Annotated in this window: 22 protein-coding genes and 1 pseudogene; 18 read left to right on the top strand and 5 right to left on the bottom strand. The window is 63.6% G+C overall.

The features are described 5' to 3' along the window. The first annotated feature begins 2 nt into the window (after nucleotides 1-2). From nuoL to mtnK, 9 genes are all read left to right on the top strand, one after another. Nucleotides 3-2,105 (top strand): NADH-quinone oxidoreductase subunit L, encoded by a 2,103-nt coding sequence (gene nuoL, locus N2602_RS21510; protein ID WP_172783533.1) that lies wholly within the window; start codon nucleotides 3-5, stop codon nucleotides 2,103-2,105. Further along, the gene (locus N2602_RS21505; RefSeq protein WP_172783534.1) at nucleotides 2,106-3,614 is read left to right on the top strand and encodes an NADH-quinone oxidoreductase subunit M; all 1,509 of its coding nucleotides are present in this window, start codon (nucleotides 2,106-2,108) and stop codon (nucleotides 3,612-3,614) included. It begins immediately after the preceding gene. Between the two features lie 22 nt (nucleotides 3,615-3,636). Continuing rightward, nucleotides 3,637-5,073, top strand: a complete 1,437-nt coding sequence (gene nuoN, locus N2602_RS21500; RefSeq protein WP_172783535.1) for an NADH-quinone oxidoreductase subunit NuoN — start codon at nucleotides 3,637-3,639, stop codon at nucleotides 5,071-5,073. Nucleotide 5,074: 1 nt separating this feature from the next. Further along, complete coding sequence (locus N2602_RS21495; RefSeq protein ID WP_172783536.1) at nucleotides 5,075-5,881, top strand: biotin--[acetyl-CoA-carboxylase] ligase; 807 nt, start codon at nucleotides 5,075-5,077, stop codon at nucleotides 5,879-5,881. After that, nucleotides 5,881-7,551, top strand: coding sequence for a ribonuclease J (locus tag N2602_RS21490; RefSeq protein ID WP_260379346.1), 1,671 nt, complete (start codon nucleotides 5,881-5,883; stop codon nucleotides 7,549-7,551). The genes N2602_RS21495 and N2602_RS21490 overlap by 1 nt, the downstream gene beginning before the upstream one ends. Before the next feature lie 42 nt (nucleotides 7,552-7,593). Next, nucleotides 7,594-7,998, top strand: coding sequence for a methylmalonyl-CoA epimerase (mce, locus tag N2602_RS21485; protein WP_097662509.1), 405 nt, complete (start codon nucleotides 7,594-7,596; stop codon nucleotides 7,996-7,998). A gap of 9 nt (nucleotides 7,999-8,007) precedes the next feature. Continuing rightward, nucleotides 8,008-8,283, top strand: a complete 276-nt coding sequence (locus tag N2602_RS21480; protein ID WP_172783538.1) for a DUF1467 family protein — start codon at nucleotides 8,008-8,010, stop codon at nucleotides 8,281-8,283. Between the two features lie 204 nt (nucleotides 8,284-8,487). Continuing rightward, nucleotides 8,488-8,835, top strand: a complete 348-nt coding sequence (locus tag N2602_RS21475) for a hypothetical protein (protein WP_212257260.1) — start codon at nucleotides 8,488-8,490, stop codon at nucleotides 8,833-8,835. A gap of 32 nt (nucleotides 8,836-8,867) precedes the next feature. Next, nucleotides 8,868-10,154 carry an S-methyl-5-thioribose kinase gene (mtnK, locus tag N2602_RS21470; RefSeq protein ID WP_260379345.1) on the top strand — a complete coding sequence of 429 codons (1,287 nt, stop codon included), beginning with the start codon at nucleotides 8,868-8,870 and terminating at the stop codon, nucleotides 10,152-10,154. Nucleotides 10,155-10,169: 15 nt separating this feature from the next. Here the strand turns inward: mtnK and N2602_RS21465 are convergent, their stop codons facing one another. After that, a complete protein-coding gene (locus N2602_RS21465; protein WP_260379343.1) occupies nucleotides 10,170-11,111 on the bottom strand; it encodes a hypothetical protein in 942 nt (313 codons plus the stop codon). A gap of 168 nt (nucleotides 11,112-11,279) precedes the next feature. Here N2602_RS21465 and N2602_RS21460 point away from each other — a divergent pair, with 168 nt between their 5' ends. The 7 genes from N2602_RS21460 to N2602_RS21430 all read left to right on the top strand — a co-directional run bounded on the left by N2602_RS21460 (nucleotide 11,280) and on the right by N2602_RS21430 (nucleotide 17,500). Continuing rightward, nucleotides 11,280-12,869 carry an ABC transporter substrate-binding protein gene (locus N2602_RS21460; protein ID WP_260379340.1) on the top strand — a complete coding sequence of 530 codons (1,590 nt, stop codon included), beginning with the start codon at nucleotides 11,280-11,282 and terminating at the stop codon, nucleotides 12,867-12,869. A 54-nt stretch (nucleotides 12,870-12,923) separates the two neighbouring features. Further along, nucleotides 12,924-13,847 (top strand): ABC transporter permease, encoded by a 924-nt coding sequence (locus tag N2602_RS21455; RefSeq protein WP_260379339.1) that lies wholly within the window; start codon nucleotides 12,924-12,926, stop codon nucleotides 13,845-13,847. After that, nucleotides 13,844-14,665 (top strand): ABC transporter permease, encoded by an 822-nt coding sequence (locus N2602_RS21450; protein WP_172783543.1) that lies wholly within the window; start codon nucleotides 13,844-13,846, stop codon nucleotides 14,663-14,665. Before N2602_RS21455 ends, N2602_RS21450 begins: the two co-directional genes overlap by 4 nt. Beyond that, on the top strand, nucleotides 14,662-15,642 hold the full coding sequence (locus N2602_RS21445; protein ID WP_260379338.1) for an ABC transporter ATP-binding protein: 981 nt from the start codon (nucleotides 14,662-14,664) through the stop codon (nucleotides 15,640-15,642). Before N2602_RS21450 ends, N2602_RS21445 begins: the two co-directional genes overlap by 4 nt. Next, nucleotides 15,635-16,663, top strand: coding sequence for an ABC transporter ATP-binding protein (locus N2602_RS21440; RefSeq protein ID WP_172783545.1), 1,029 nt, complete (start codon nucleotides 15,635-15,637; stop codon nucleotides 16,661-16,663). Before N2602_RS21445 ends, N2602_RS21440 begins: the two co-directional genes overlap by 8 nt. Before the next feature lie 12 nt (nucleotides 16,664-16,675). Next, nucleotides 16,676-16,897: a hypothetical protein gene (locus N2602_RS21435; protein WP_172783546.1), complete on the top strand. Its 222-nt coding sequence runs from the start codon at nucleotides 16,676-16,678 to the stop codon at nucleotides 16,895-16,897. A 213-nt stretch (nucleotides 16,898-17,110) separates the two neighbouring features. Further along, nucleotides 17,111-17,500, top strand: a complete 390-nt coding sequence (locus N2602_RS21430; protein ID WP_172782856.1) for a hypothetical protein — start codon at nucleotides 17,111-17,113, stop codon at nucleotides 17,498-17,500. Nucleotides 17,501-17,810: 310 nt separating this feature from the next. Here the strand turns inward: N2602_RS21430 and N2602_RS21425 are convergent, their stop codons facing one another. Then, nucleotides 17,811-18,797, bottom strand: coding sequence for a VOC family protein (locus N2602_RS21425; protein WP_260379337.1), 987 nt, complete (start codon nucleotides 18,795-18,797; stop codon nucleotides 17,811-17,813). A 543-nt stretch (nucleotides 18,798-19,340) separates the two neighbouring features. Further along, the gene (locus N2602_RS21420; protein WP_260379336.1) at nucleotides 19,341-21,137 is read right to left on the bottom strand and encodes an adenylate/guanylate cyclase domain-containing protein; all 1,797 of its coding nucleotides are present in this window, start codon (nucleotides 21,135-21,137) and stop codon (nucleotides 19,341-19,343) included. Between the two features lie 484 nt (nucleotides 21,138-21,621). Here N2602_RS21420 and N2602_RS21415 point away from each other — a divergent pair. Further along, nucleotides 21,622-23,068 (top strand): annotated as a pseudogene (locus N2602_RS21415) (IS1182 family transposase). A 278-nt stretch (nucleotides 23,069-23,346) separates the two neighbouring features. After that, a complete protein-coding gene (locus N2602_RS21410; protein WP_172783549.1) occupies nucleotides 23,347-23,799 on the top strand; it encodes a cupin domain-containing protein in 453 nt (150 codons plus the stop codon). Nucleotides 23,800-24,029: 230 nt separating this feature from the next. Here N2602_RS21410 and N2602_RS21405 read toward each other — a convergent pair whose 3' ends face one another. Beyond that, the gene (locus N2602_RS21405; protein ID WP_172783550.1) at nucleotides 24,030-24,599 is read right to left on the bottom strand and encodes a hypothetical protein; all 570 of its coding nucleotides are present in this window, start codon (nucleotides 24,597-24,599) and stop codon (nucleotides 24,030-24,032) included. A 277-nt stretch (nucleotides 24,600-24,876) separates the two neighbouring features. Then, nucleotides 24,877-25,503, bottom strand: a complete 627-nt coding sequence (locus N2602_RS21400) for a LysR family transcriptional regulator (protein ID WP_260379335.1) — start codon at nucleotides 25,501-25,503, stop codon at nucleotides 24,877-24,879. Nucleotides 25,504-25,539 lie beyond the last annotated feature (36 nt).

The following is a 25,539-nucleotide window of genomic DNA, read 5'->3' as shown; positions in this document are numbered from 1 at the left end:
AAATGGTTCAGGCGATCGTTTTCCTGCCTCTGCTGGGCGCCATTCTGGCCGGCCTGATCGCGCTTGTGGGCGCGCATGCCCGCAACCCCTCGGGCGACGAGGTCGAGCATCACGGCGACCATGGTCACGCGCACGCTCATGCGTCCGCCACGATCAACGAGGACGCCTCCGTCATCCACGAGACCCATCACGAGCCCGGCGACGGGCACGACGATCACGGCCACGGACCGACCGAGCCGCCGGCGGCGGGCTCGCGCGCTGCCGAGCTGATCACCACCGGGCTGCTGTTCGTCTCGGCCGCGCTGTCCTGGATGACGCTGGTCGACGTCGGTTTCATGCATCACGACTACCGGATCCAGCTGCTGCCTTTCATCTTCTCCGGCGACCTCCAGGTCTGGTGGACGCTGCGCGTCGACACGCTCACGGCGGTGATGCTGGTGGTGGTCACGACCGTGTCCTCGCTCGTGCACCTCTATTCCATCGGCTACATGGACGAGGACCCGTACCGGCCGCGCTTCTTCGGCTATCTCTCGCTGTTCACCTTCGCCATGCTGATGCTGGTGACCGCGGACAATCTGGTGCAGCTGTTCTTCGGCTGGGAAGGCGTGGGTCTGGCCAGCTACCTGCTGATCGGCTTCTGGTACCAGAAGCCCTCGGCGAACGCCGCCGCCATCAAGGCCTTCGTGGTCAACCGCGTCGGCGACTTCGGCTTTGCCCTCGGCATCTTCGCGATCTTCATGCTGGTCGGCTCGACCGATTTCGAGACCATCTTCCACGCCGCGCCCGGCCTCACCGGCAAGACCATCAACTTCCTCGGCTGGCACGCCGACGCCCTGACCCTGACCTGCCTGTTGCTGTTCATGGGCGCGATGGGCAAGTCGGCGCAGTTCCTGCTGCACACCTGGTTGCCGGACGCGATGGAAGGTCCGACCCCGGTGTCGGCGCTGATCCACGCCGCGACCATGGTCACCGCGGGCGTCTTCATGGTGGCGCGCCTGTCGCCGCTGTTCGAACTCGCGCCGACCGCCCAGGCCGTCGTGATGTTCTTCGGCGCGACCACGGCGTTCTTCGCCGCCACGATCGGTCTCGTCCAGAACGACATCAAGCGCATCGTCGCCTACTCGACCTGTTCGCAGCTCGGCTACATGTTCGTGGCGATGGGGGCGGGGGCCTATTCGGTCGGCATGTTCCACCTGTTCACCCACGCCTTCTTCAAGGCGCTGCTGTTCCTGGGCTCCGGTTCGGTGATCTACGCGATGCACCACGAGCAGGACATCCGCAACATGGGCGGCCTCTGGAGGAAGATCCCCTACACCTATGCGGTGATGGTGGTCGGCACGCTGGCGCTGACCGGCTTCCCGCTCACCGCCGGCTATTTCTCCAAGGACGCGATCATCGAGTCCGCCTACGCTTCGCACAATCCGTTCGGGGTGTACGGCTTCCTGATGACGGTGATCGCCGCCGGCCTGACCTCGTTCTACTCTTGGCGCCTGATCTTCAAGACCTTCCACGGCGAGCCGCATGACGAGCATCATTACGAGGCCGCGCATGAGGCTCCGCTCTGGATCCTGATCCCGATCGGCGTGCTCGCGGTCGGCTCGTTCGTCGCAGGCCTGCCGTTCAAGGAGCTGTTCGCCGGCCACGGCGTCGAGGAATTCTTCCGCGAGTCCGTGAAGATGAACCCGCACATCATCGAGGAGATGCACCACATCCCGCAGACCATCGCCTTCCTGCCGACGGTGATGATGGTGCTGGGCTTCCTCGTCTCGTACCTGTTCTACATCCGGCGGCCCTACATCCCGGTTCGGCTCGCTCAAGAGCAGCCGATGCTGTACCAGTTCCTGCTCAACAAATGGTACTTCGACGAGCTCTATGACCTCATCTTCGTCCGTCCGGCGAAGTGGATCGGCTACCAGCTCTGGAAGAAGGGCGACGGCTTCATCATCGACGGCTTCGGCCCCGACGGCGTCTCCGCCCGCGTGCTGGACGTCACCCGCAACGTCGTGAAAATCCAGACCGGCTATCTCTATCACTACGCATTCGCCATGCTGATCGGCGCCGCCGGCCTGATCACCTGGTTCATGTTCGGCTTTGGAGGCCAGTAAATGACAACCTGGCCCATTCTTTCGGTCACGACGTTCCTGCCGCTGGTCGGCGCGCTGATCGTCTATTTCAGCCGCGGTGATGACGAGGCGGCGCGGCGCAATTCGCGCTGGATCGCGCTCTGGACCACGCTGATCACCTTCGCGGTGTCGGTGATCCTGGTCATGCGCTTCGACCCCGCCAATCCCGACTTCCAGTTCGTCGAGAAGGCGAACTGGCTCGCCACCGGCATCACCTACCACATGGGCGTCGACGGCATCTCGCTGCCGCTGGTGATCCTGACCACCGCCGTGATGCCGTTCTGCATCATCGCGAGCTGGAAGGCGATCACGAGTCGCGTCCGCGAATACATGATGGCGTTCCTGATCCTGGAAACGCTGATGATCGGCACCTTCTCGGCGCTCGATCTGGTGCTGTTCTACCTCTTCTTCGAGGGCGGCCTGATCCCGATGTTCCTGATCATCGGCGTCTGGGGCGGTCCGCGCCGGGTCTATGCCTCGTTCAAGTTCTTCCTCTACACGCTGCTCGGCTCGGTCCTGATGCTGCTCGCCATCATGGCGCTGTACTGGAACGGCGGCACCACCGACATCCCGACCCTGATGCACACCGCCGTGCCGCGGTCGTTGCAGACCTGGGCGTGGCTGGCCTTCTTCGCCTCGTTCGCAGTGAAGATGCCGATGTGGCCGGTGCACACCTGGCTTCCCGACGCCCACGTCGAGGCGCCGACCGCGGGCTCGGTGGTCCTCGCCGCGATCCTGCTGAAGATGGGCGGCTACGGCTTCCTCCGCTTCTCGCTGCCGATGTTCCCGCTGGCCTCGCACGACTTCGCGCCGCTGATCTTCACGCTCTCGGCCATCGCCATCATCTACACCTCGCTGGTGGCCCTGATGCAGGAGGACATGAAGAAGCTGATCGCGTACTCCTCGGTCGCGCATATGGGCTTCGTCACCATGGGCATCTTCGCCGGCACCATGCAGGGCGTCGCCGGTGGCGTGTTCCAGATGATCTCGCACGGCATCGTCTCCGGCGCGCTGTTCCTCTGCGTCGGCGTCGTCTACGACCGCCTGCACACCCGCGAGATCGCGGCCTATGGCGGCCTCGTCAACCGGATGCCGCTCTATGCGATGACCTTCATGGTGTTCACCATGGCCAATGTCGGTCTGCCTGGCACCAGCGGCTTCGTCGGCGAGTTCATGACGCTGCTCGGCACGTTCAAGGTCTCGATCCCGACCGCGTTCTTCGCCACCTTCGGCGTGATCCTCTCGGCAGGCTACGCGCTGTGGCTCTACCGCAAGGTCGTGTTCGGGGCGCTGACCAAGCCGTCGCTGGCGAGCATGAAGGACCTCACCTTGCGGGAGTGCGTCATTCTATTCCCGATGATCGCGCTGACGATCCTGTTCGGCGTCTATCCGAAGCCGGTGCTCGACATGTCGGCCGCCTCGGTCCAGCAACTCGTCAACAATTACAATACCGCCGTGACGGCCGTGAAGGCCGCCGCACTGCTCCAGTGATCGGGCAGGTCAGGATATCGCCATGAGCTTTTCGACTGCAGGTTATCAACTGGCGCCGGTGCTGCCCGAGCTCGTGCTCGCGGTCGGCGCCATGGCGCTTCTGATGCTCGGGGCCTATCGCGGGCAGGAGACGACCAGGACCGTCACGTCGCTGGCGGTGGTGCTCCTGATCGTGGTGGGTGCGCTCGTCTACATGCAGCCCGCGGGCAAGCAGGTGACGTTCGGCGGCAGCTTCATCGTCGACGACTTCGCCCGCTTCATGAAGATCCTGGCCCTGATCGGCTCGGCCGTGACGCTGATCCTGTCGACCGAGTTCCTGTCCGACCCGTCGCGCCGCATCTTCGAATACGCCATCCTCGTGCTGCTCTCGACGCTCGGCATGATGGTGCTGATCTCGGCCGGCGACTTGATCTCGCTCTATCTCGGTCTCGAACTGATGTCGCTGGCGCTCTATGTCGTTGCGGCCTCGAACCGCGACAACGCCAAGTCGACCGAGGCCGGCCTGAAGTACTTCGTGCTCGGCGCGCTGTCCTCGGGCATGCTGCTGTACGGGGCATCGCTGGTCTATGGCTTTACCGGCACCGTGAGCTTCACCGGCATCGCCGCGGCCGCGACGGTCTCGAATGTCGGCCTGGTGTTCGGCCTCGTCTTCCTGCTCGTCGGCCTCTGCTTCAAGGTTTCGGCCGTGCCGTTCCATATGTGGACGCCTGACGTCTACGAGGGCGCGCCGACCCCGGTCACCGCCTTCTTCGCCTCGGCGCCGAAGGTCGCCGCGCTTGCCGTCTTCACCCGCGTCACGCTGACCGCATTCCCCGGCATCGTCTCGCAGTGGCAGCAGATCCTGGTGTTCGTGTCGATCGCCTCGATGGCGCTCGGCTCCTTCGCCGCGATCGGCCAGAGCAACATCAAGCGCCTGATGGCCTATTCCTCGATCGGCCACATGGGCTTCGCCCTGGTCGGCCTCGCCTCCGGCACGGTTGAGGGCGCGCAGGGCGTCTTGATGTACATCGTGATCTATGTCGCGATGACGCTCGGCTCGTTCTCCATCATCCTCGCCATGAAGCGCAACGGCCAGGCCGTCGAGCAGATCAGCGATTTCGCCGGCCTGTCGCGCACCAATCCGCTGCTCGCCTTCATGTTCGCGATGCTGCTGTTCTCGCTCGCCGGCATCCCCCCGCTCGCCGGCTTCTTCGCCAAATGGTACGTCTTCGTCGCCGCGATCAAGGCGAACCTGTTCACGCTTGCCGTGATCGGCGTGCTGACCAGCGTCGTCGGCGCCTACTATTATCTCGCCATCGTCAAGACGATGTATTTCGACGAGCCGGCCGGCCAGGTCGATCCGGTGCGCATCGAGGTGCGGACGGTGCTGGCGGTCGCGGGTCTGTTCAACCTGCTGTTTGCCCTGTTCGCGGGGCCCGTGGTGAGCGTCGCCTCCGCCGCGGCAAAGTCGCTGTTCTAGGATGGCCTTCGCGCTCGGTCCTCGCGCATCGGCCGCGGGCTACAAGCTCGCGGCGTTCGAGCGGACCGGCTCGACCAACACCGAGGCGATCGAGCACGCCCGCGCCGGCGAACGCGGCCCGATGTGGTTCGTGACCTCCGAGCAGACCGCCGGCCGCGGCCGGCGCCAGCGCGCCTGGATCGCGCCGCGCGGCAATCTCGCCGCCAGCATCCTCGAAGTCATGGACGTCGCCCCGGCCGTCGCCGCCACGCTCGGCTTTGCCGCAGGGCTGGCCGAGGAGGCCGCCCTGCAGAAGGTGAGCCTCGAGGCGGCGCTCCGTCTCGGCGAAGGCCGCCCCCGCTACGCGCTGAAATGGCCGAATGACGTGCTCGCCGGCGGCAAGAAGCTGGTCGGCATTGGCCTCGAGGCCGAGGCCGTCGGTAGCGGCCTCGCCGTCGTCGTTGGCATCGGCACCAATGTGGTCGCCGCGCCCGAGGGCACCCCGACGCCCGCGGTGTCGCTGGCGGGCCTCGGCGTCCAGATCAGCGCCGAGGAGCTGTTCGCGGCCCTCTCCGACGCCTGGGTCGAGTTTCGCGGCATCTGGGACAATGGCCGCGGCTTTGCCGAGATCCGCAAGCTCTGGCTGGAGCGCGCCGCCGGCCTCGGCGAGAAGGTTGCGATCCACACGGGAACCACGACGCTGGAAGGTGTTTTTGACACCATCGACGACACCGGCTGCCTGATCGTCCGCACCGCGGAGGGCCGCCTTGTGCCGGTGGCGGCGGGCGAGGTGTTCTTCGGCCCCGTCGCCTCGGTGGGAGCTGCGTGATGGCAAGGCCCGACGAATTGGTGTTTGCGCCGCTCGGCGGCGTCGGCGAGATCGGCATGAACCTGTCGATCTACGGCCTCGGCAACCGTCACCAGCGCGCCTGGCTCGCGGTCGATCTCGGCGTCTCCTTCGGCGACGAGGAGCATCTGCCGGGCATCGACCTGATCATGCCCGACATCTCCTTCCTGGAGAAGGAGCGCAAGAACCTGATGGGCCTGGTTCTGACGCACGCCCATGAGGACCATTTCGGCGCCATCATCGACCTCTGGCCGAAGCTGAAATGCCCGATCTATGCCACCAGGTTCAGCGCCGCGCTGTTCGAGGCCAAATGCGCCGCCGAGCGCAATGCGCCCGAGATTCCGGTCACTGTGGTGCCGTCGGGCGGCCGCGTCGATATCGGGCCGTTCAACGTCGAGTTCATTCCCGTCGCGCATTCGATTCCGGAGGCGCATGCGCTCGCGATCCACACCGACGCCGGCATCGTGCTGCACACCGGCGACTGGAAGATCGACCCGACCCCGACGCTGGGAGCCCCGACCGACGAGAAGCGGCTGCGCGAATTGGGCGAGCAGGGCGTGCTCGCTTTGATCGGCGATTCCACCAATGCGGTGCGCGACGGCCGTTCGCCCTCGGAGGCCGAGGTCGCCAGAACCATCATCGACCTCGTGAAATCCGCCAAGGGCCGCGTCGCGGTGACGACGTTCGCCTCCAACGTCGCCCGCGTCAAAGCGGTGGCTGACGCGGCGAAAGCCGCGGACCGCGAGGTGGTCGTGGTCGGCCGGGCCATGGAGCGCGTGGTGCAGGTCGCGCGCGAGACCGGCTATCTCGACGGCGTGCAGAACTTCCGCTCGCCCGAGGTCTACGGCCATCTGCCGCAGGACAAGGTGCTGGCGCTGTGCACCGGAAGCCAGGGCGAGCCGCGCGCCGCGCTGGCCCGCATCGCCAATGACGACCATCCCGAGATCACGCTGAACCGCGGCGACAGCGTCATCTTCTCCTCGCGCACCATTCCCGGCAACGAGAAGGCGGTCGGCTCGATCATCAACAATCTGGTGCTGCAGGGCGTCGAGGTCATCACCGACCGCGATGCGCTGGTCCACGTCTCCGGCCATCCCCGCCGCGACGAGCTGCGCGATTTGATCTCCTGGGTGAAGCCGCAGCTCCTGATCCCCGTCCACGGCGAGGCCCTGCATCTGCACGAGCACGCCAAGCTCGCCCGCGCCGCCGGCGTGCCGCGCGTGCTGGTCTGCCGCAACGGCGACCTCGTCAAGCTCGGACCCGGCGATCCCGGCATCGTCGGCGAGGTGCCATCGGGCCGTCTCTACAAGGACGGCACGATCCTGGAGGATTCCAAGTCGCGCGCCGTGATCGAGCGCCGGCGCATGGCGTTCTCCGGCTGCGCCTTCGTCGCCATCGCCATGACCGCCCAGGGGGAGCTGGTCGACGAACCCGAGGTCGATCTGGTCGGCATCCCCGAGAAGAACAGGGCCGGCGAGACCTTCGACGACATCGTCTTTGATGCCGTGATGTCGACCATCGAGGGCCTGCCGAGGGCGCGCCGCCGCGATCCGGACGCTCTGGCCGAGTCGGTGCGACGCGCTGTCCGGGCCGTGATCAACGAACATTGGGGCAAAAAGCCCCCCTGTCTGGTACATGTCCTGACGGTGTAGATTAGGCGTGGTCTCCGGATCACGCTCTGAGGGAGAAGAAACATGCTGGGCCGGCTCAACCATGTCGCGATCGCGACCAAGGACGCCGTCAAGGCCGCGAAGATCTACGGCACCGCGTTCGGCGCCCAGATCTCGGAGGCCGTGCCGCTGCCCGAGCACGGCGTCATCACCGTGTTCGCGACGCTGCCCAATACCAAGATCGAGTTCATCGAGCCGCTGGGCGAGGCCTCGCCGATCGCAAAATTCGTCGAACGTAACCCCGACGGCGGCATCCATCACGTCTGCTACGAGGTCGTCGACATCATCGCCTCGCGTGACACGCTGGTGAAGGAGGGCGCAAGGGTGCTCGGCGACGGCGTGCCCAAGATCGGTGCCCACGGCAAGCCGGTGCTGTTCCTGCACCCCAAGGATTTTTCCGGCGCCCTGGTCGAGATCGAGCAGGCATAAGGCCGTCCCATGGCCATCCAGATCTCGACCGCGATCGCGATCTACTTCGTCATCTGGTGGGTCGCGCTGTTCCTGACGCTGCCGTTCGGCGTGCGCAGCCAGCACGAGGACGGCGTCGGCGCCCCCGGCACCGACCCCGGCGCGCCGATCCTGACGCGGATGGGCCGCAAGCTGATCTGGACCACGATCATCTCGGCGGTGATCTACGGCGCCGGCATCGCGGCCTATCACGCCGGCTATCTCTCGATCGAGCGGCTGTCCAAAATGATGGGAATGCCGTTCTAGGTTCTTAGTGCGGCACATCCTTCGAGACGCCCGCTTTGGCGGGCTCCCCAGGATGAGGGCAGAGTGCGCGGCAGCAGTTTCAACGGGCACCAATGTCCGTTAGCCTCATCCTGAGGAGACCGCGAAGCGGTCGTCTCGAAGGACGAGGCGTGCGCGCGCTCTCGCTTGAAATTTTGCGCTTGTTCGATTGTTCGGGGGAAATGAATGACTTTTCAGCGTATCGTCATTGCGCTTCTGGTGCTGATCGTGGCCGGGATCGGCGCCATCGGCTATTTCGAATGGAAGATCGCCGTTCAGGCCCGCACGCTCAAGGCCTTCGTCGAGGGCTACGTCTTCAACGAAGCCGTCATGGCCTGCGAGCAGGCCAAGAGCTCGACGCCGTTCAAATGGAACGGCGGCAAGAGCACCTCCGTGATCGGCCTGAACTCGGTCAAGCTGGACAAATACACCGTCAGCGCCAGCTACACGCTGGTGGCGGACAGCGTCTATTGTGATTACGATCCCATCAAAAGAAAGGCCGAGATCGGCTCGAGCTTCCTGGAGCGGGAGTAACGGTCCGGCCCACAGAGATGGGGTGGATCGTCATGGCGCAGGGGCAGGGGGACTACCGGATTCTGCATGAGGCCGATTTGCGGGCCTATCTCGCGGGCCTGCCGGACCTGAAGGGACTGCTCGGCGGCGAGCCGGCCGGGTGGGCGATCACCGAAGTCGGCGACGGCAACCTCAACCTCGTCTTCATCGTCAAGGGCACAAGCGGCGGCATCGCCGCGAAGCAGGCGCTGCCTTATGTCCGCCTCGTCGGGGAGAGCTGGCCGCTGCCGCTGTCGCGGGCCCATTACGAATATCTCGCGCTGTCCCGCCAGGCCCAGCTCGCGCCCGGCCTCGTGCCGGCCGTGCTGCATCACAACGACGGCCTGGCGCTGACCGCGATGGAGCTGCTCGAGCCCCACATCATCATGCGCAAGGGGCTGGTCGCGGGAACGCGCTATCCGCGTTTCGTGGACGACATCACGACCTTCATGGCGCGGACGCTGTTCTTTACTTCCGACCTCGCGCTCACGGCGGCCGAGAAGAAGGAGGCCATCGCCGCCTTTGCCGGCAACCACGCCCTGTGCAAGATCACCGAGGACCTGATCTTCACCGATGCCTACCGCATCGCCGAGCAGAACCGCTGGACCGCGCCCTATCTCGACGGCCTCGCCGCGAGCTTGCGCGACGACATGGACCTGCACGTCGCCGTCTCCCGGCTGAAGCTGAAATTCATGGCGAGCCCGGAAGCGCTGATCCATGGCGACCTCCACACCGGCTCGATCATGGTCACGGACAGCCAGACCCGGGTGATCGACCCGGAATTCGCATTCTACGGTCCCATGGGCTTCGACGTCGGCGCCGTGCTGGCCAATCTCCTGATGGCCTTTTTCGCCTCTGCCGGCCACGAGCGCGCGCCGGGCGAACGGGCGGCATTCGAGGCCTGGGTGCTGGAGACGGTCGAGCAGGTCTGGAACCAGTTTGCCCGAAAGTTCCTCGACCTCTGGCGCGCCGGCGCGGCCGGTGATGCCTATCCGCCGTCGCTCTTTCCGGGCGAGAAGGGCGCCGCGCGGCTGGAGGCCGAGCGGGAGGCCTACATGCAGCGCCTGTTCACCGATGTGGTCGGGTTCGCCGCCGCGAAAATCATCCGCCGCATCTTCGGTCTCGCCCACAACATCGACTTCGAGCTGATCGAAAATGCGAAGACGCGCGCTGTCAGCGAAGCGCGTGCGGTGCGGCTGGCGCGGGCGATGATGGTGGAGACGGGGACATTCCGGACCATTGCCGACGTCACCGGCGCCGCGCGAAAATTGCGCGACTGGATGCCGGACTTGTCAGGCTGAAGACCTAGTCGAACTCTAATATAGATGCACCGGCAGCAGCACGCCATGCTCCTCGACCAGCAGACCCCAGGTCTCGTTGGCCGTGACCTCGAATGCCCTGCTGCGTGTCTCTTTGCCGTTCACCGTCAGGGTGATCTTGTACGTTCCTGGCGACAGATCGAGCCTTTGGTTGTCAAGCAGCTCGCCGGCTGCCTTGTCCGAGTCCGCCAGGCTCTCTCCGGCGTGCGCGGCCAGCTTGACGATCCGGTCGTTGACGGTGACGACGGCCGCGTCGTCCGTTCTGTTGCCGAGCATCAGCCGTCCGTGCTCCGGCTTTGGCAAGAACCCTGATGCCGCGACACGGCGCTTGCGCTGCGACAGGTCCGCAATCGTCTTGCCGTCCTGTTGGATCAGTCGGAGCGAGGCCGGCCCATCCGAAGTGGTGAAGGCAATCACGGCCCTGTCGGCCTCGATCACCGCGTACTCGGCCTCCGTCCATCCGCTTTCGGCGAGGGCGGCGCGATAGAAGGTGAGCACGGTCTTAAGATCGAGCGGCATCTCGACATGAGCCGACCGGATGAAGGGCGAGTTGTTCGCGGTCATGAGAGCCCAGCCGCTGGGCAGCGGCAGGCCCACGTCTGCGGACATTTTGCTCTCAAAGGTCCGAATTGCCGACTGCGCCAGCCTCCTGATGGCGTCGCAGAGCAGCCGCTCACCGAGATAGTCCGGAGAGCAACCGTCCCTCATCGTCCACCAGACATCGGAAACGTCCTCGTTCCACCGCGAGATATGGGACCAGCCGGCTTGGACCGTGCCGGTGGCGCCGTCCCGGGCCGGGTCAGGCGTAACGGGGATCGCCATCGCGGCCGTCGCGACGACCAGACTGCCGGCGAGCAGTGCACCCAGCATTCGGCGATTCATTTTTTCCACGGTCCTCGGGTCTGAGATGGCGATCCTGAGCTTGGTCGCGTCGATCACGAAAGATGTTCATCGATCCCGGTGGCGCGATGACGCACCGCGTCAATACCCCCGCCCAGGACTGCCTCAGGAACCGGCATCTCTTGCCGTCAAAACGAAGCTTGCCTTCGGTAGCCGACGAGTGATCAAATCTGGTGTCGGAATACGCCTGCGTTGCCGGGGGGACACATGATGTTCAAGACCATCGCGATCGTTGCCGGTTTGGGACTGGCGCTCAGCACCACGGCGGAGGCGCAGACGCCGCGCAAGGGCGGAACCATCCGCATGACGGCGCCCTACGGCTCCAGCTTCACCAGCCTCGACATCCACACCACGCAGCGTGCCCAGGACGAGATCTACGCCAAGGCCCTGCACCGTTCGCTCTACATCTGGAATTCGGCGGAAGGAAAGCCGGTGCTGGAGCTCGCCAAGGAGGACGTGGTGTCGGGCGGAGGCCTCGTTCACACCTTCAAGCTGCGCGATGACGCCTATTTCCACAGCGGCCGCAAGATGACGGCCGACGACGTCATCTGGTCCTACAACCGCATCATGGACGGCAGCAAAGCCTATCCCGGCGCGCGTTACGTCCGTGTCATCGAGGGGGCGGCCGCAGTCGAGAAGGGGCAGGCCAAGGAGATCTCCGGCCTGAAGAAGATCGACGACTTCACCATCGAGATGAAGCTGACCGAGAAGGTCGATCCAGGCTTCTATTTCTTCACCGCGCTGACCTCGATCTATCCCGCCGACGAGGCGGCCAAGGAAAGCTTCATCCAGAAGCCGATCGGTCTCGGGCCCTTCAAGTTCGTCGAGCACGTGCCGGGATCGCGCATCGTCCTGGAGCGCTGGGACAGGTTCTACAAGCCGGGCAAGCCCTATGCCGACAAGATCGTCGTGTCGGTCATGGGCGAGGCCGCGGCGCGCGACGTCGCCTTCCGCAACAAGGAGATCGACACCTCGGTGCTGGGACCTGCGCAATACGTCGCCTACCAGTCCGACGCCGACCTGAAGGGCACCATCGTCGAGGTCGCCGAGGTCTTTACGCGCTATATGGGGATGAATCCCAATTTCAAGCCGTTCTCCGACAAGCGCGTGAGGCAGGCGATCAACTACGCGATCGACACTGACTTGATCATCAACAAGCTGGTCAAGGGCAAGGCCTATCGCGCCACCAGCTGGCTGCCGCTGACCGCGCCGGGCTACGACAAGGCGATGAAGCCTTACCCCTACGATCCCGCCAAGGCCAAGCAGCTGCTCACAGAGGCCGGCTACGCATCCGGCTTCGAGTTCGAATGGACCACCAGCCAGAATGAGAGCTGGGGCCTGCCGATCGTCTCGGCCGTCATCCCGATGCTGGACAAGGTCGGCATCAAGGCCAAGGTCAAGCAGGTCGAGACCGCGGTGCTGGCAGAGGTGGTTCGCACCGGCGATTACCAGGCTTTCATCTATTCGCAGGCAAGCGGCCCGGATCCGCAAGCCGCGCTGAAATGCTTCCATTCGGCGACGCCGCAGTCGGCCTGTAACTACACGACCTTCAAGAATGCCGAGCTCGACAAGATCATCGACGAGGCCGGCCAGGCCGACGATCCCGCAAAGCGCATCCAGCTGCTGCAGAAGGCCAATGCGCTGCTCTACGAGGAGGCGCCGGTCTGGTTCTTCAACTACAACAAGGCGGTCGTGGCGGTGCAGCCGTGGCTGAAGGGCATTCAGTTGAACGCAACCGAGCTGACCCACCAGAACGTCGAGGACCTCTGGGTCGACGAGACCTCGCCCGCGAAGTGACACGCGCGCTCCCTCCAGCGCGACCGGCGAGGGAGGGAGCGGGGAAAAGTTGAGATGCTCTCGTTCCTGATCCGCCGCGTCCTGCAGACCATTCCGACCGTGCTCGCCGTCGTGCTGCTGGTGTTCGTGCTGTTCAGCGTCGTTCCCGGCAGCATCGTCTCGACCATGAGCGACGACAGCGATCCGCAGATCGAGCTGCGCCTGAAGAAGCAGCTCGGCCTCGACCAGCCCGTCTATATGCGTTTCGGCACTTACATCGCCCAGCTCGCGACCGGCGATTTCGGAACCTCGTTCCGGACGCGCGAGCCTGTCACGACCATGATCGCCAAGCGGGCATGGCCGACGCTGCAGCTGATCTTCGCGTCGATGGCGTTTGCGGTCGTGGTCGGCGTTCCCCTCGGCTTCGTCGCGGCTCTGCGGCCCGGCGGCCTCGTCGACACGCTGGCAATGATCGTCGCGGTGTCGGGCCTTTCGATCGCGAAGTTCTGGCTCGGACTGATGCTGATGTATCTTTTCGCGTTGAAGCTCGGCTGGCTGCCGAGCTTCGGCTATGGTGATGGCGGATTGAAATATCTGGTCCTGCCGGCACTGGCCCTCGGCGTCTCGCCGATGGCGCTGCTGGCGCGGACGACGCGCGCGGCGGTGCTCGAGATCATGACCGCCGACTTCGTCCGCACCGCGCGGTCCAAGGGCATGAGCGAGACCAGGGTCGTCAAGTGGCACGTGATGCGGAACGCGCTGGTGCTCATCCTCACGACCATGGGCCTGCAATTCGGCGCGCTGATGGGGCAGGCGGTCGTGGTCGAGAAATTGTTCTCCTGGCCGGGCATCGGCTCGCTGCTGGTCGACAGCGTGCTGCAGCGCGACATTCCCGCCGTCCAGGGCTCCATCCTGGTCGTGGTGCTGTTCTTTCTGGCGATCAATCTCCTGATCGACGTGCTCTACGGCGTGATCGATCCCAGGATCAGATACGCATGAAGCTCCGCGCCAATCTCGTCATCGGGGGAGCGTTGTTCGCGCTGGCGATCGTCGTCGGCCTGCTCGCGCCGTGGCTAGCACACACCGATCCCGTCATGGACGCCAACCTCATGAATGCGGAGGAGCCCCCGAGCTGGACCTGGTGGTTCGGCACCGACGCGCAGGGCCGCGACATCTATTCCCGCGTCCTCTACGGCGCGCGCGTCTCGCTGACGGTCGGCATCGTCTCCCAGCTCATCAACAGCGTCATCGGCGTGGCGCTCGGCCTCAGCGCCGGCTATTTCGGCGGCTGGTGGGACGATTTCGTCAACGGCCTGACCAATCTCATGCTCGCGATCCCCTCGCTGATTTTCGCGCTCGCCATCATGGCGGTGCTCGGTCCCGGCCTGACCAGCCTCCTGATCGCGCTCGGGCTGACCAACTGGTCGTTCACCTGCCGCCTCGCGCGGGCTTCGGCGCTGTCGCTGCGGAGCCAGGGCTATGTGCAGGCGGCCACCGTGCTCGGCTACGGTGATGTGCGCATCATGATCACGCAGCTGTTGCCGAACATGCTGGGGCCGATCGTCGTCATCGGCACGCTGGGCATGGGCAGCGCTGTCCTGTCCGAAGCGGCCTTGTCGTTCCTCGGCCTTGGCGTCCGCCCGCCGTTTCCGAGCTGGGGCAGCATGCTGTCGGAAGCCCGGGAGCAGATCACGACGGCGCCGTGGCTTTCGATTTTCCCCGGCCTTGCGATCTTCCTGACCGTGCTCGGTCTCAATCTGCTCGGCGATGGCCTGCGCGACATCCTCGATCCGCAATCGCGGAGCCGGCGCACATGACAGGCAGCCCGCTGCTCGAGGTCGAGAATCTCCGCATCGATCTCGATGACGGATCGAGGCGCGTTGCGGCGGCCGAAGGCATTTCATTCCGCATCGATCGCGGCGAGACGTTCGGCCTCGTCGGCGAGTCCGGCTGCGGCAAGAGCATTACCGCGCTTGCCTTGATCGGCCTGCTGCGGCCGCCCTTGTCGATCGGCGGCGGCGTCATCCGGTTCGAGGGACGGGAAATCCAGCATCTGTCCGCGGCGAGGCAACGGCAGCTGCGCGGCGATCGCATCGCCATGATCTTCCAGGAGCCGATGACGGCCCTGAATCCGGTCTCGCCGGTGGGACGGCAGATCGCCGAGATGTTCGTGCTGCACAAGGGCAAGAGCTGGCGGGAGGCCAACCAGCTGGCGGTCGAGGCGCTCGCGAGCGTCCGCGTCCCCGAGCCGGAGCGGCGCGTCAAGGACTATCCGCATCAGCTGTCCGGCGGCATGCGCCAGCGCGTGATGATCGCGATTGCGCTCGCCTGCGGTCCTGACCTCTTGATCGCTGACGAGCCGACCACGGCCCTCGACGTCACCGTGCAGGCGGAAATCATCGAGCTGATGCGCAATCTGTGCGCCGAGCGCGGCACGGCGATCCTGATGATAAGCCACGATCTCGGCCTCGTCGCCAATGTCTGCCGCCGCGTCGCCGTCATGTATGCCGGCCGCATCGTCGAGGAGCGCGGCTCCGCCGACATCTTCCGCGCGCCGTCCCATCCCTATACGCAGGGCCTGGTCGACTCGCTGCCGCGGCTTGGCAGCCGCGCTGCGCTCGGCCGCAGCCGCCTGAAGGAGATCGCGGGCGTCGTGCCGGCGATCACGCGTTTCCCGGATGGCTGCCGGTTCAATCCGCGTTGCGCGCAGGCGACGGAAATTTGCCGAACCACCGCGCCGCAGACGGATGGGCTGGAGGCGGGCGGTTTCGTCCGGTGTCACCACCATGCATGAACCGCGGGGGAGAGCGGATGACGATGTGATCCTCAGCGTGGAGGATCTCGCCGTTCATTTTCCGCTCGGGGGCGGCCTGCTGGGCCGCGGCCGTCGGCTGCTCCGCGCCGTCGACGGCGTCGACCTCAAACTGAAGCGCGGCGAATGCCTCGGCCTCGTCGGCGAATCCGGCTCGGGCAAGTCGACGGTCGCGCTCTCGATCCTCGGCCTGTTGGCGCCGACGCGCGGCCGCATCGTGCTGGACGGGCAGGTCGTCACGAACCGGCAATCCGGCGACCGCAAGGCGCTCGCCCGCATCGTGCAGATCGTGTTCCAGGATCCCTACGCCTCTCTCAATCCGCGCCAGACCGTTCGCCGCACGCTTGAAGATCCCCTGCGTGTGCACGGGGTCACCGCGAAGAGCGAGATCGAGGACCGCGTCGCGACCATGCTCAAACATGTCGGCCTGCGCCCCGAGCAGGCCGACCGCTATCCGCATGAATTCTCCGGCGGCCAGCGCCAGCGCATCGGCATCGCGCGCGCCCTGATCCTCAATCCCAAAATCGTCATCTGTGACGAGCCGGTCTCGGCGCTCGACGTCTCGATCCGCGCCCAGATCATCAATCTGCTGCTGGAGCTGAAGGACACGCTCGGCCTGTCCTACATCATGATCAGCCACGACCTCGGCGTTGTCGAGCACATGAGCGACCGCGTCGCCGTGATGTATCTCGGCCGCATCGTCGAGAACGGCCATTGGCGCGAGATCTTCGAACGTCCCGCGCACCCCTACACGCAGGCCCTGATCGCGGCCATCCCCGATCCGCTGCGCCACGCCCCGCTGGCAACGACAGGCGGCGACCTGCCCAACCCGCTCAACCCGCCGAACGGCTGCGCCTTCAGCCCACGCTGCCGCTACGCGGAGGCGGTGTGCCGGAGCGAGCCAGGGCCAACGCTGGAGACGCGACCCGATGGGCATGCGGTGCGATGCTGGCGGAGCGAGGAGATTGCGGGGCGGACGGGGTTAGTCTCGACCGGGGCGTGACCGAAGCTGATCTTGCGTATTCGTCTGTTCGGTCTCTCAATAGATGCCGTAAGCGAGGACTGCCAGTTGCCATATTGGGTCAAGCGAATTCTCCTCAAATCAGGGGAGATCGTGACCGAAGAACTTGGTCGGGATGCAAACTATTTCCCAGGTGCTGCGGCCGTCATGGGCGACGTGATAACGGTTTGCTGTGGCGGTAGGCAATTCGATGCCAAGGTCGTCGAAGAAATTTAGCATGCCCACTGTTGGCCGCTGTCCGGGGGAAACCGGACGCGCCGCCGTGCTCATTTCGACCACCGCTTATGACTCGCACCGGACCTCGTCAAAATTTCAATGCCCGCGGCGGCGGGTCTCCGATACGACATGGGATATAGTTACATTTCTTGATTGAGCTGCTTAACTCTCTAATCGACCAACAAATATTTCAAAAAAATCATAGGAGCCGCAATGTCCTCTCCAGAAGAAGACGATCGGCGCGAGTTTTTAAGTTCCTGCGGCAGGTTCGCTTCCGTAACACCTCCGAAGATCACAGCCTTGCTTTCGACCTCACTTGCTAGCAGCGCAATTACCACCTCCGAAGGCCGGGGTCGTGTATGCCTAATAACCGGCGAACTTGCTTCGGCAGGACGATCGGATCAATGCATTGCCGAAGCAAAGCGATACCGCGACAAGGCTGCCGAGGCAGAACAATTGGCTGAACTCGCGGTGACGGCGGCCCGTCGCCAAACACTGACCATCATCGCTCGCACTTATCTCCGGACGGCGGCGCAGCTGGAGAGCGTCGCGGAAGCGGAGCGATTGCTTGAAGCGATTGCAGAAGTAAAGTCCAGTAGTTGACGATAGCTTCGGGCGCATCTTCGAAGTTGCGTCGCGTCTGTCGAAGGTCCGCTCGGCGCGGCAGCTATGCGCTGCCATAATTGTTTGGCGAAAGGACGGTCAGATCGGCGTAGCTTCACGAGTAACGCCGCATCAGCTAGAGACCCTCATCCTTTCGAATGTCCTTGTGGCCCATCGGCGAAGTTGCGCCTTGGCGGTCGGTAGTCCGCTCGTTGACCCAGAGCGGACCAGATTTGCTGACCTGAGTTCTTCGCATTTTGACCCGACTGAGACATCGAGGTCCGCAATGCTTTCAACACCGGGCACGAAATTAGCGGGTCTTCCCGCGTATCGCATCCCACCACGGACAGGTGCCCGCCATGCGTTCGTAGTTGCCTTCCATCACCTGAACAGGGGCGCGACGTGGACCGATCTCCGGCGCGGCCGAGGGAGGCGCGCCAATATCTTCAAATAGGCCCTTGTGGCCCCAGAAGCTACCCACGCTGGTCATCTCCACCGGCGGCGTTGTGTCATCGACCTCCTTGCCGCCCCAGCCGCACTCCACGTAGATCTCTGACGGAGTGCGCATGTAATACGACGTCATGAGATCATTCGGGTGGCGGCCGAGAGTGGCGACAACTTTCTGCGAGCTGCCCTGTAGCAGGTCATACCCCTGACCGACGTCGTCGAGCAGATAATATTCGACAAGCAGGTGATGCATGCTGCGCACTGGCGCGGCCACGAGAGCCACGCTGTGGTGGCGTGCGTTGACATGCATGAAGTAAGCCTTCAGCGGAGCAACCATGAAGTCGCTAATGCGAAACCCCAGCAGGTCCTTGTAGAAGGCCAGGGCGACATCGATGTCTGGGAATGTCAGAAGGGTGTGGCCCATGCCTAGTGGGCCCGTACGAAAGCCGGAGACGTCGCGGCCAGGCTTAAAGACTGTGTCAGCTACCTGGGCGCCGTGGAAAGCTTCCAAACGATTGCCGGCGGGATCAGCAAAGGAGATCAGCTCCGTCACACAGCGCTGGTCCGCCAGCCCTGCGGGTTCGCGCTTCACGGCGACGCCAGCGGTTTCGAGGCGGGCAGCGAGTGAGTCGAGAGTCGCGGCATTGGCGACTTCCCAGCCGAAGACCTGGGCGCCCGGCTCAATGGTTCGGTCGATGAACAGGCGCTGTTTGCGGTCGTCCATACGGAAGGCACGCATCGAGCTGGCGCGGTCCACCGCCTGCATGCCAATGTTTGATGCGGCGAATGCGGCCCAATCATCGAGGTTCGACGCGCCGACGCCGAGATAACCGAAGGCCTGGATTTCCATGGTGTATCCTCCCCGGTTGTTTTCTTGACAAGGGTAAGAGGCAGCGAACGCCATTGCAATTGGAGTTTTGGGGCGTTCGCTCGTCAAAGGACAGCTAAAATTCCTGTGGTCGTGACAGCCGGAATAGCGAACATCACAAATTCACGCCACCAAGTTGGCAGGGCCCAGGCTGTGTGAGAACCAAACCTCGACGCTGCTTAGGCCTGCTGCTGTCAGCGGACAGCATCGAAATAGTCAAGGCGCGGTTGCGGAGTCGCCTTCCAGCCGACGCCGAAGGTCGGATTACGTACAGCACTCGCGCCAACACGATTAAGTGACGAGTCTCGGTTGGCCCCATGTCGCAATTGTTCGTCCCCTGCCGGGCGCCTGCCCCAGTTATGAATAGATTACCGTCGTGAAAGCGGTGACCGCATGTTATCGACTTGGGTTCGGCTTGTGGCCGTTCGCGACGGTTTGCGCGGCATGGGGCACGTCCGGAGACAGGGCTGAACCGGAAGTCGTCGGCTCAGGTCCAGACTAGCGCTCGTGACCCCGAGGCGACATTCATCGTCCCTTGTTCTCCCATTGCCTCCAGCCGGCCTTACGCAAACCGTCGACGAGATGCGCGTGGTCTTCTGGCCGAAACCACGGAGCTCTGTTGCGGACATACATGTCGAATGCTCCCGGTGCGCGCGAGATGGCCTTTTCCAGTTCTTCCTTCGCTTCCGCCGCGCGGCCAAGCTGGCCCAGCGCCGCCGCGGTCCAGCGGTAGATCATCGGAAAATCGGGATACGACCGGATCAGACGTTTTGCTGCCTCAATCGAAGCCTCGTATTCGCCGCAGAAATATAAACCGCATGCAATGTGCAACAAGCGGACTGCCAGATAGGGGTCGCGGGGATCGAGCCTGATACACGCGTTGAGAGCCATGACCCCCTCCTTGGGCCGGCCGGCAAAGATCAATGTCGCGCCTCGATGGCCATGCGCGATCGCGAGATTTGGACTCATGGAGAGAGCTCGCTCGATCTCCGCCAACGCATCTTCAGCCTCGCCGCGGGCTTGCAAGGCCCAGCCAAGGCACGAACGGGCCTCCGCATCGGCGCCATCCAGCGCGACCGCCCGGCGGGCCAAGGCCTCCGCCGAGCGTTGCGCATCCCGCAGTTCCATCTTCTGGTAAAGCGCGGCCGCTTGCAGCTGGTAGAGACCGAGCGCGCTGTAGCTGCCGCCGAAGGTCGGGTCGAGATCGATCGCCTGTCTGAAGAAGTTCTCCGCGATCTCATCGTCGTCTGCGGTCGCTTTGCTCAGATGCCACAGGCCGCGCTGATAGGCTGCCCAGGCATCAAGGCTCCCCGGCGGCCTGCGCATGGCGCGTCGGAGTTCGGCGTCCGCAATGGCGGGGGCGATCGCAGTCGTCACCGCTTCGGTAAGCTCATCCTGCACGGCGAAAACATCAGCGAGGTCGCGGTCGTAGCGCTCGGCCCAGACATGATTGCTGGTCGCCGCCTCTATGAGCTGCGCGGTCACGCGGATCCGGCTGCCGGCCTTGCGCACACTACCTTCGAGCACGTAGCGGACGCCAAGCTCGCGCCCGACCTGTCTCACATCAACCGCTCGCCCTTTGTAAGTGAACGACGAGTTCCGAGCGATGACGAACAACGAGGGATAGCGCGATAGCGCCGTGATCACATCTTCGGCAATACCGTCGGAAACGAATTCCTGTTCGGGGTCGCCGCTCATATTGGTCAGCGGCAGCACGGCGACAGAGGGTTTGTCAGGCAACGCGAGCGCCGGAACCCCGCGTTTGAGCGTTGCGGTCCGCGGGCCTGGGTCGATGATGATGCGGTAAACGTGGACGGGCCGGGCGATGTTCTTGAGAGTTTTCTCGCCCGCTTCCTCGACGTCGAAAGACACCTTGTCGCGCGCGTGATTGAAGACCGTCTGAGAGATGCAGATGCCGCCGGGTTCGGCGATGCTCTCGAGCCGTGCCGCGATGTTGACGCCGTCCCCAAAGATGTCATGGGATTCGACGATGATGTCGCCGATATTGAGCCCCACACGGAAGAGAATGCGCCTGTCCTCTGCATCGTCGCTGGTAAGTTCGTTGATGCGGGACTGGAATTGCATGGCAGCCCGCACCGCTTCGACCGCACTTGGAAACTCCGCCAAAAACCCGTCGCCGGTGTTCTTCACGATGCGGCCGCCGTGCTCCGCAATTGCGGGCTCAACACCTCCGGCGAAGAGTGCTGTCAGCTTGGCGTGGGTCGCCTCTTCGTCATTATGCATGAGCCGAGAATAGCCAGCCACGTCGGCGGCCAAGATCGCCGATAATCTACGCTCGACTCGGACCCGCTCGTGCACCATGCCGCACCACGGCCCACCAACCCACCATATTCTACAATGGATCAGACCGCAGCGCCAAACTGAGCTCTAACATTCGTTGCCGCTAAATTGAAACCCGTCAGCCGGACTGACCGAGGTTTGTCTGGGACATGGAAAGAGCGCGAATGCGCGCCCGTGTTGATGCTCGTTCGCGCTCAGACCGAGCTCAGCATGGAAACGAGCAATTTCTTCCCGGTTTACGGTTCTGAGTACGGAGCCTGCGATCGCCGCGACCTTTTGAGGTCCTGCATACTAAACTAATCATGATCCAACTAACCAACTTGCGCGAGGACGCGGCTTCAGCTTCTGGCCCGTTCCGAGCAAAGTGGCGGGCCTTTGCCGCGTTGGCTATCGGCGGCAGACCGGTCGCAGGGCCGTGCCCGCCATGACCGCTGCTTGTGACCCTGGCTGTGTGAAAAGCCGCGAGTCGGTTACGATTCCTCCGTTTCCTAATGGGGGGATACGGATGGGACGCTTCGTTGAAGGCGCGGACAGATCCCAGCTGACGCTCTTGCCGGAATGTCTGGAGGATTGGGTAGACGAGGGCAACGCGGTCCATGTGATCGACGTGTTTGTCGAGGCGCTCGACCTGCATGGAATGGGATTTGAGCGTGTGATCGCCAAGGAGACGGGCCGGCCTTCCTATCATCCGGCAGTCCTTCTGAAGCTTTACATCTACGGTTATCTCAATCGGGTGCAATCCAGTCGCCGCCTGGAACGTGAGGCGTGCCGCAATATCGAGGTGATGTGGCTGATCGGCCGCCTGGCTCCCGATCATAAGACGATCGCCGATTTCCGGAAGGACAATGGTGCGGCGCTTCGGAAGGTTTGTGCGAAGTTCGTTGCGCTATGCCGGCAAATGGGCCTGTTGCAGACCCCAAGCGTCGCAATCGATGGCAGCAAGTTCAAGGCAGTGAACAACCGCGATCGCAACTTCACACATGCCAAGATGGCGAGGCGGATGGCGCAGATCGAGGAAAGCGTCGGGCGATATCTGCGTCAACTGGATAGCGCCGATCGGCAGGAGCCATCGGAAGCGATCAGCATCAAGACCAACGAGGATTAAGGAAAAGATCGCTCGACTGAAGCAGGAGATGGGCCGCCTGGAAGTGCTCGATGCGCAGATGCGCAAGACGCCGGATCAACAGATATCGCTGACCGATCCGGATGCCCGTTCGATGGCCACCAGTGGACGCGGATCGGGTGTCGTCGGCTACAATGTCCAGGTCGCGGTGGACACCGAACACCATCTGATTGTTACGCATGAGGTCATAAACGTCGGCAATGACCGTGGGCAGCTTGCTCGGATGTCGAAGCAAGCCAAAGAAGTGCTCGAAGTGGACAAACTCGAGGCGGTCGCCGACCGTGGCTACTTCGACGGAGAGGAGATATTGGCCTGCAAAGAGGCTGGCGTTGCAGTCACGCTGCCCAAGCCCATGACGTCGAACGCCAAGGCGGAGGGTCGGTTCGGCAAACAGGACTTCGCCTATCTACCTGACGAGGACGTCTACCGCTGCCCGTCCGGCCAGGTGCTGCCCTATCGCTATACCAACATCGAGCATGGAATGACGCTGCGCCGTTACTGGTCGACAGCAGCGTGCCAAGGCTGCGCAATCAAGAGCCAATGTACGCCGTCCAAGGAGCGCCGCATCACACGCTGGGAGCATGAGCATGTGGTCGAGGAGGTCCAGAGACGGCTCGATTCCGACCCCGACGCCATGCGGAGGCGGCGCGAGACGGTCGAGCATCCCTTCGGCACGATCAAGGCCCGTATGGGGGCGACCCACTTCCTGATGAAGCGCCTACGGAACGTCGCCGCCGAAATGGCGCTGCATGTTCTCGCCTATAACCTCACACGGGTGATGAACATCGTCGGCAAACCGCGCCTGATTGCAGCCATCCGCGCCGCCTGAAGCCCGGAAAGTGCGTCCAAAAGCGCAATACCGCGTCGCGATACCTACTTTGGCCGGTCATTGGACGATCCGACGCGAGAACATCGGCCGCCTGCAATGATTGGCGACCCACGGCCGCGTGCCGACCATCCGTTTGCACACAGCCAAGACCCAATTCGGACTTGGTTTGCGATGGACGATTCAAGCCCATGCAAAAATGAATTTTATGCGGTTCAGTCTGAGTATTTTTGCTGTATCCTATTGGGCCTTCCAGCTCCGCAATATGGGAGGAGGTTAGGATGAACAAGTCCTTTGTCGCTGCTACTTTGATCGCGTTGGCAAGTTCTGCGATGGCTCAAGATGCGATGAAGGTGGTCAAGCCCGATGGGGTGACGTGGATAGAGCATCCGGTCTTCAGGGGCGTGCAAACCGCCATCTTGATCGGTGACCCAACAAAGGCCGAGACGATAGTCCAGCGGGTGAAATTCCCGCCGAATTATAAAGTTCCGCCGCATACTCATCCCTATGCCGAGGTCGTCACCGTGATGAGTGGCAGCTTTGGGAACGCCATGGGGGAAAGGTTTGATCCCTCGAAAGGCGAGATATTGAAGCCGGGCTCCGTCTTCGCGCTGCCGGCAAAGCACCCCCATTATGTATGGACGACAAACGAAGAAACGATGGTCCAAATTGTATTCACCGGGCCGGGGGGCATCGTGTTCATCGATCCAGCCGACGATCCGCGCAAGAAGTAAAAACGAACGCCGAAGCATAAAAAAGGCCACCTCAATCGGGCGGCCTCTTTCGTAATTCCGACACCGGCGCGATGTCGGCTGTTGGCCCATCGCTGCCGCATCCCCACGGCCGAGGATATGTCGGCTGTAAGGGGTAGATCGGACCTAACGTAAACCGGGCCAAAACCTCGCGATTGACCCTAAGCGGACTCTAGTCCTGGTGAGCGGCAGATGGAATGAAAGTCGGCGCCTTAGCGTGCCACGGGCGTCTCGCGGACAACCCTGCCATTGCGGTCGGCATAAATCAGTCTGTCGTCAGCGAGGCGAATGGAGGATATCCGCGCAAAGGCCGACCCAGGGTCGCGCGGCGCCACAAAATCATCAGCCAGACGAAACCTCCCCCCTTCCAGCTTTTCCAGAACGAAATAGCGTTCCTTGGCGACTTGCGGGATTTCCATAAAGCGGACGGCAAACTCTCGTCCAACGGCGACCACGTCGTCAGCGCTTCCCATGCCGTAGCCCGGAACCTTGATATTGCTGAGCTGACGCGCGACGTCGTGCCAGTCCGCGAAAAGCGGGCCAACCTTCGCATCTGTCATTAGCTTCTCGACGCGCGGAATTTCCGATGCTGCAAGGTTGGCGGGATCGTTCTTGTAGTCGTCGTAATCGACATACTTCTTTGACAGCCGGATCTTCTCGCCGCGGTAATCCATCTCATCGCTGCCGAACGCCTCGACATAGGCCATACGCCCGAGCACCACGGCGCCCACCGACGCCAGAAAGATACCTAAAGCGACGATCGACCTTCTGGATCGTGTCAACGTGCAATTCTCCAAGCTGCCCCTAAGGCGAGGACTCTATAACAACTAGCCTGCCATGCGGTCGGGCGCCATGATCGCCGTTGGCCCAACTCTGACGTCTGGTGACGCCGGCTTCTGGGCGGCTATCAGGAGCACAGCGGACCTTATCCGCGTTCCAACTGCGGCGCGGGTCTATGACGACGCGCGCTAGGCGGCCACCGCGATTTTTCTCTATACGGGTAAGGGTGCGTTGAGCTGAACGGGGAGCCAGGGCCTCGGCCCGCAACCTTTAGCCCGGTCAACTCCCGACGCCGCCGACCAGACGCGGGCGGCGATTTGCAAGCGGCTTTGCCGCGGGCAGCGCGCGCAGCCATGCCCGAAAACTCACGATCTCCGGACAATCCGCCGTGCCTTCCGGCGCTACCAGCCAATCACCCGCGCCTGATCCCTCGTTGATCCGTTCGCAGCGATAGCCCGGATGGTGGCTCACGCCGCGGGCGATCAGGAGGTCGACCTTGCCCTCGACGAGCTCGTGCAGGCCGGCGGGCTGCAGCACACGCAAGCCGATCTCCGCATATGCGCTGCGAAACGCCGCAAGTTCGAGGCGGCGCAGGTCGTAGCTGCCGTGGACGCCCAACTGCAGCAGCACGGTGCCTGACGGCTTCAATTGCGTGGTCGCCTCGGCAATGTGGCGGAAGCCTTCGGAGATCCCGGGCAGATAGGCCTGGCCGGCCTCCGTGAGGATGAGCTGCTTGTGCAGCCGCTCGAACAGCTGCACGCCGAGGCGCGCCTCCAGCGCTTTCACCTGCTGCCCGACGGCCGCGGGCGTGACGTGCAGTTCGTGCGCGGCCAGCTTGAAGCTGAGATGGCGCGCGGCGGCCTCGAAGGCGCGGAGCGCGTTGAGCGGGGGCAGGGCGTATGTCATCGCAACTGCATTTGACACCGATGGGCCGCGTCCCTG

It is taken from the genome of Bradyrhizobium sp. NC92 (assembly GCF_025200865.1).
Classification (GTDB): Bacteria; Pseudomonadota; Alphaproteobacteria; order Rhizobiales; family Xanthobacteraceae; genus Bradyrhizobium.
Note: the sequence above shows the minus strand (reverse complement) of the source record. Positions and strands in the feature narration are given on the sequence as shown.

What these genes read in the sequence shown, in the direction of transcription:
- nuoL (WP_172783533.1), top strand. Translation starts at nt 3, where the DNA reads ATGGTTCAGGCGATCGTTTTCCTGCCTCTGCTGGGCGCCATTCTGGCC.
- N2602_RS21505 (WP_172783534.1), top strand. Translation starts at nt 2,106, where the DNA reads ATGACAACCTGGCCCATTCTTTCGGTCACGACGTTCCTGCCGCTGGTC.
- nuoN (WP_172783535.1), top strand. Translation starts at nt 3,637, where the DNA reads ATGAGCTTTTCGACTGCAGGTTATCAACTGGCGCCGGTGCTGCCCGAG.
- N2602_RS21495 (WP_172783536.1), top strand. Translation starts at nt 5,075, where the DNA reads ATGGCCTTCGCGCTCGGTCCTCGCGCATCGGCCGCGGGCTACAAGCTC.
- N2602_RS21490 (WP_260379346.1), top strand. Translation starts at nt 5,881, where the DNA reads ATGGCAAGGCCCGACGAATTGGTGTTTGCGCCGCTCGGCGGCGTCGGC.
- mce (WP_097662509.1), top strand. Translation starts at nt 7,594, where the DNA reads ATGCTGGGCCGGCTCAACCATGTCGCGATCGCGACCAAGGACGCCGTC.
- N2602_RS21480 (WP_172783538.1), top strand. Translation starts at nt 8,008, where the DNA reads ATGGCCATCCAGATCTCGACCGCGATCGCGATCTACTTCGTCATCTGG.
- N2602_RS21475 (WP_212257260.1), top strand. Translation starts at nt 8,488, where the DNA reads ATGACTTTTCAGCGTATCGTCATTGCGCTTCTGGTGCTGATCGTGGCC.
- mtnK (WP_260379345.1), top strand. Translation starts at nt 8,868, where the DNA reads ATGGCGCAGGGGCAGGGGGACTACCGGATTCTGCATGAGGCCGATTTG.
- N2602_RS21460 (WP_260379340.1), top strand. Translation starts at nt 11,280, where the DNA reads ATGATGTTCAAGACCATCGCGATCGTTGCCGGTTTGGGACTGGCGCTC.
- N2602_RS21455 (WP_260379339.1), top strand. Translation starts at nt 12,924, where the DNA reads ATGCTCTCGTTCCTGATCCGCCGCGTCCTGCAGACCATTCCGACCGTG.
- N2602_RS21450 (WP_172783543.1), top strand. Translation starts at nt 13,844, where the DNA reads ATGAAGCTCCGCGCCAATCTCGTCATCGGGGGAGCGTTGTTCGCGCTG.
- N2602_RS21445 (WP_260379338.1), top strand. Translation starts at nt 14,662, where the DNA reads ATGACAGGCAGCCCGCTGCTCGAGGTCGAGAATCTCCGCATCGATCTC.
- N2602_RS21440 (WP_172783545.1), top strand. Translation starts at nt 15,635, where the DNA reads ATGCATGAACCGCGGGGGAGAGCGGATGACGATGTGATCCTCAGCGTG.
- N2602_RS21430 (WP_172782856.1), top strand. Translation starts at nt 17,111, where the DNA reads ATGTCCTCTCCAGAAGAAGACGATCGGCGCGAGTTTTTAAGTTCCTGC.
- N2602_RS21425 (WP_260379337.1), bottom strand. Translation starts at nt 18,797, where the DNA reads ATGGAAATCCAGGCCTTCGGTTATCTCGGCGTCGGCGCGTCGAACCTC.
- N2602_RS21420 (WP_260379336.1), bottom strand. Translation starts at nt 21,137, where the DNA reads ATGGTGCACGAGCGGGTCCGAGTCGAGCGTAGATTATCGGCGATCTTG.
- N2602_RS21410 (WP_172783549.1), top strand. Translation starts at nt 23,347, where the DNA reads ATGAACAAGTCCTTTGTCGCTGCTACTTTGATCGCGTTGGCAAGTTCT.
- N2602_RS21400 (WP_260379335.1), bottom strand. Translation starts at nt 25,503, where the DNA reads ATGACATACGCCCTGCCCCCGCTCAACGCGCTCCGCGCCTTCGAGGCC.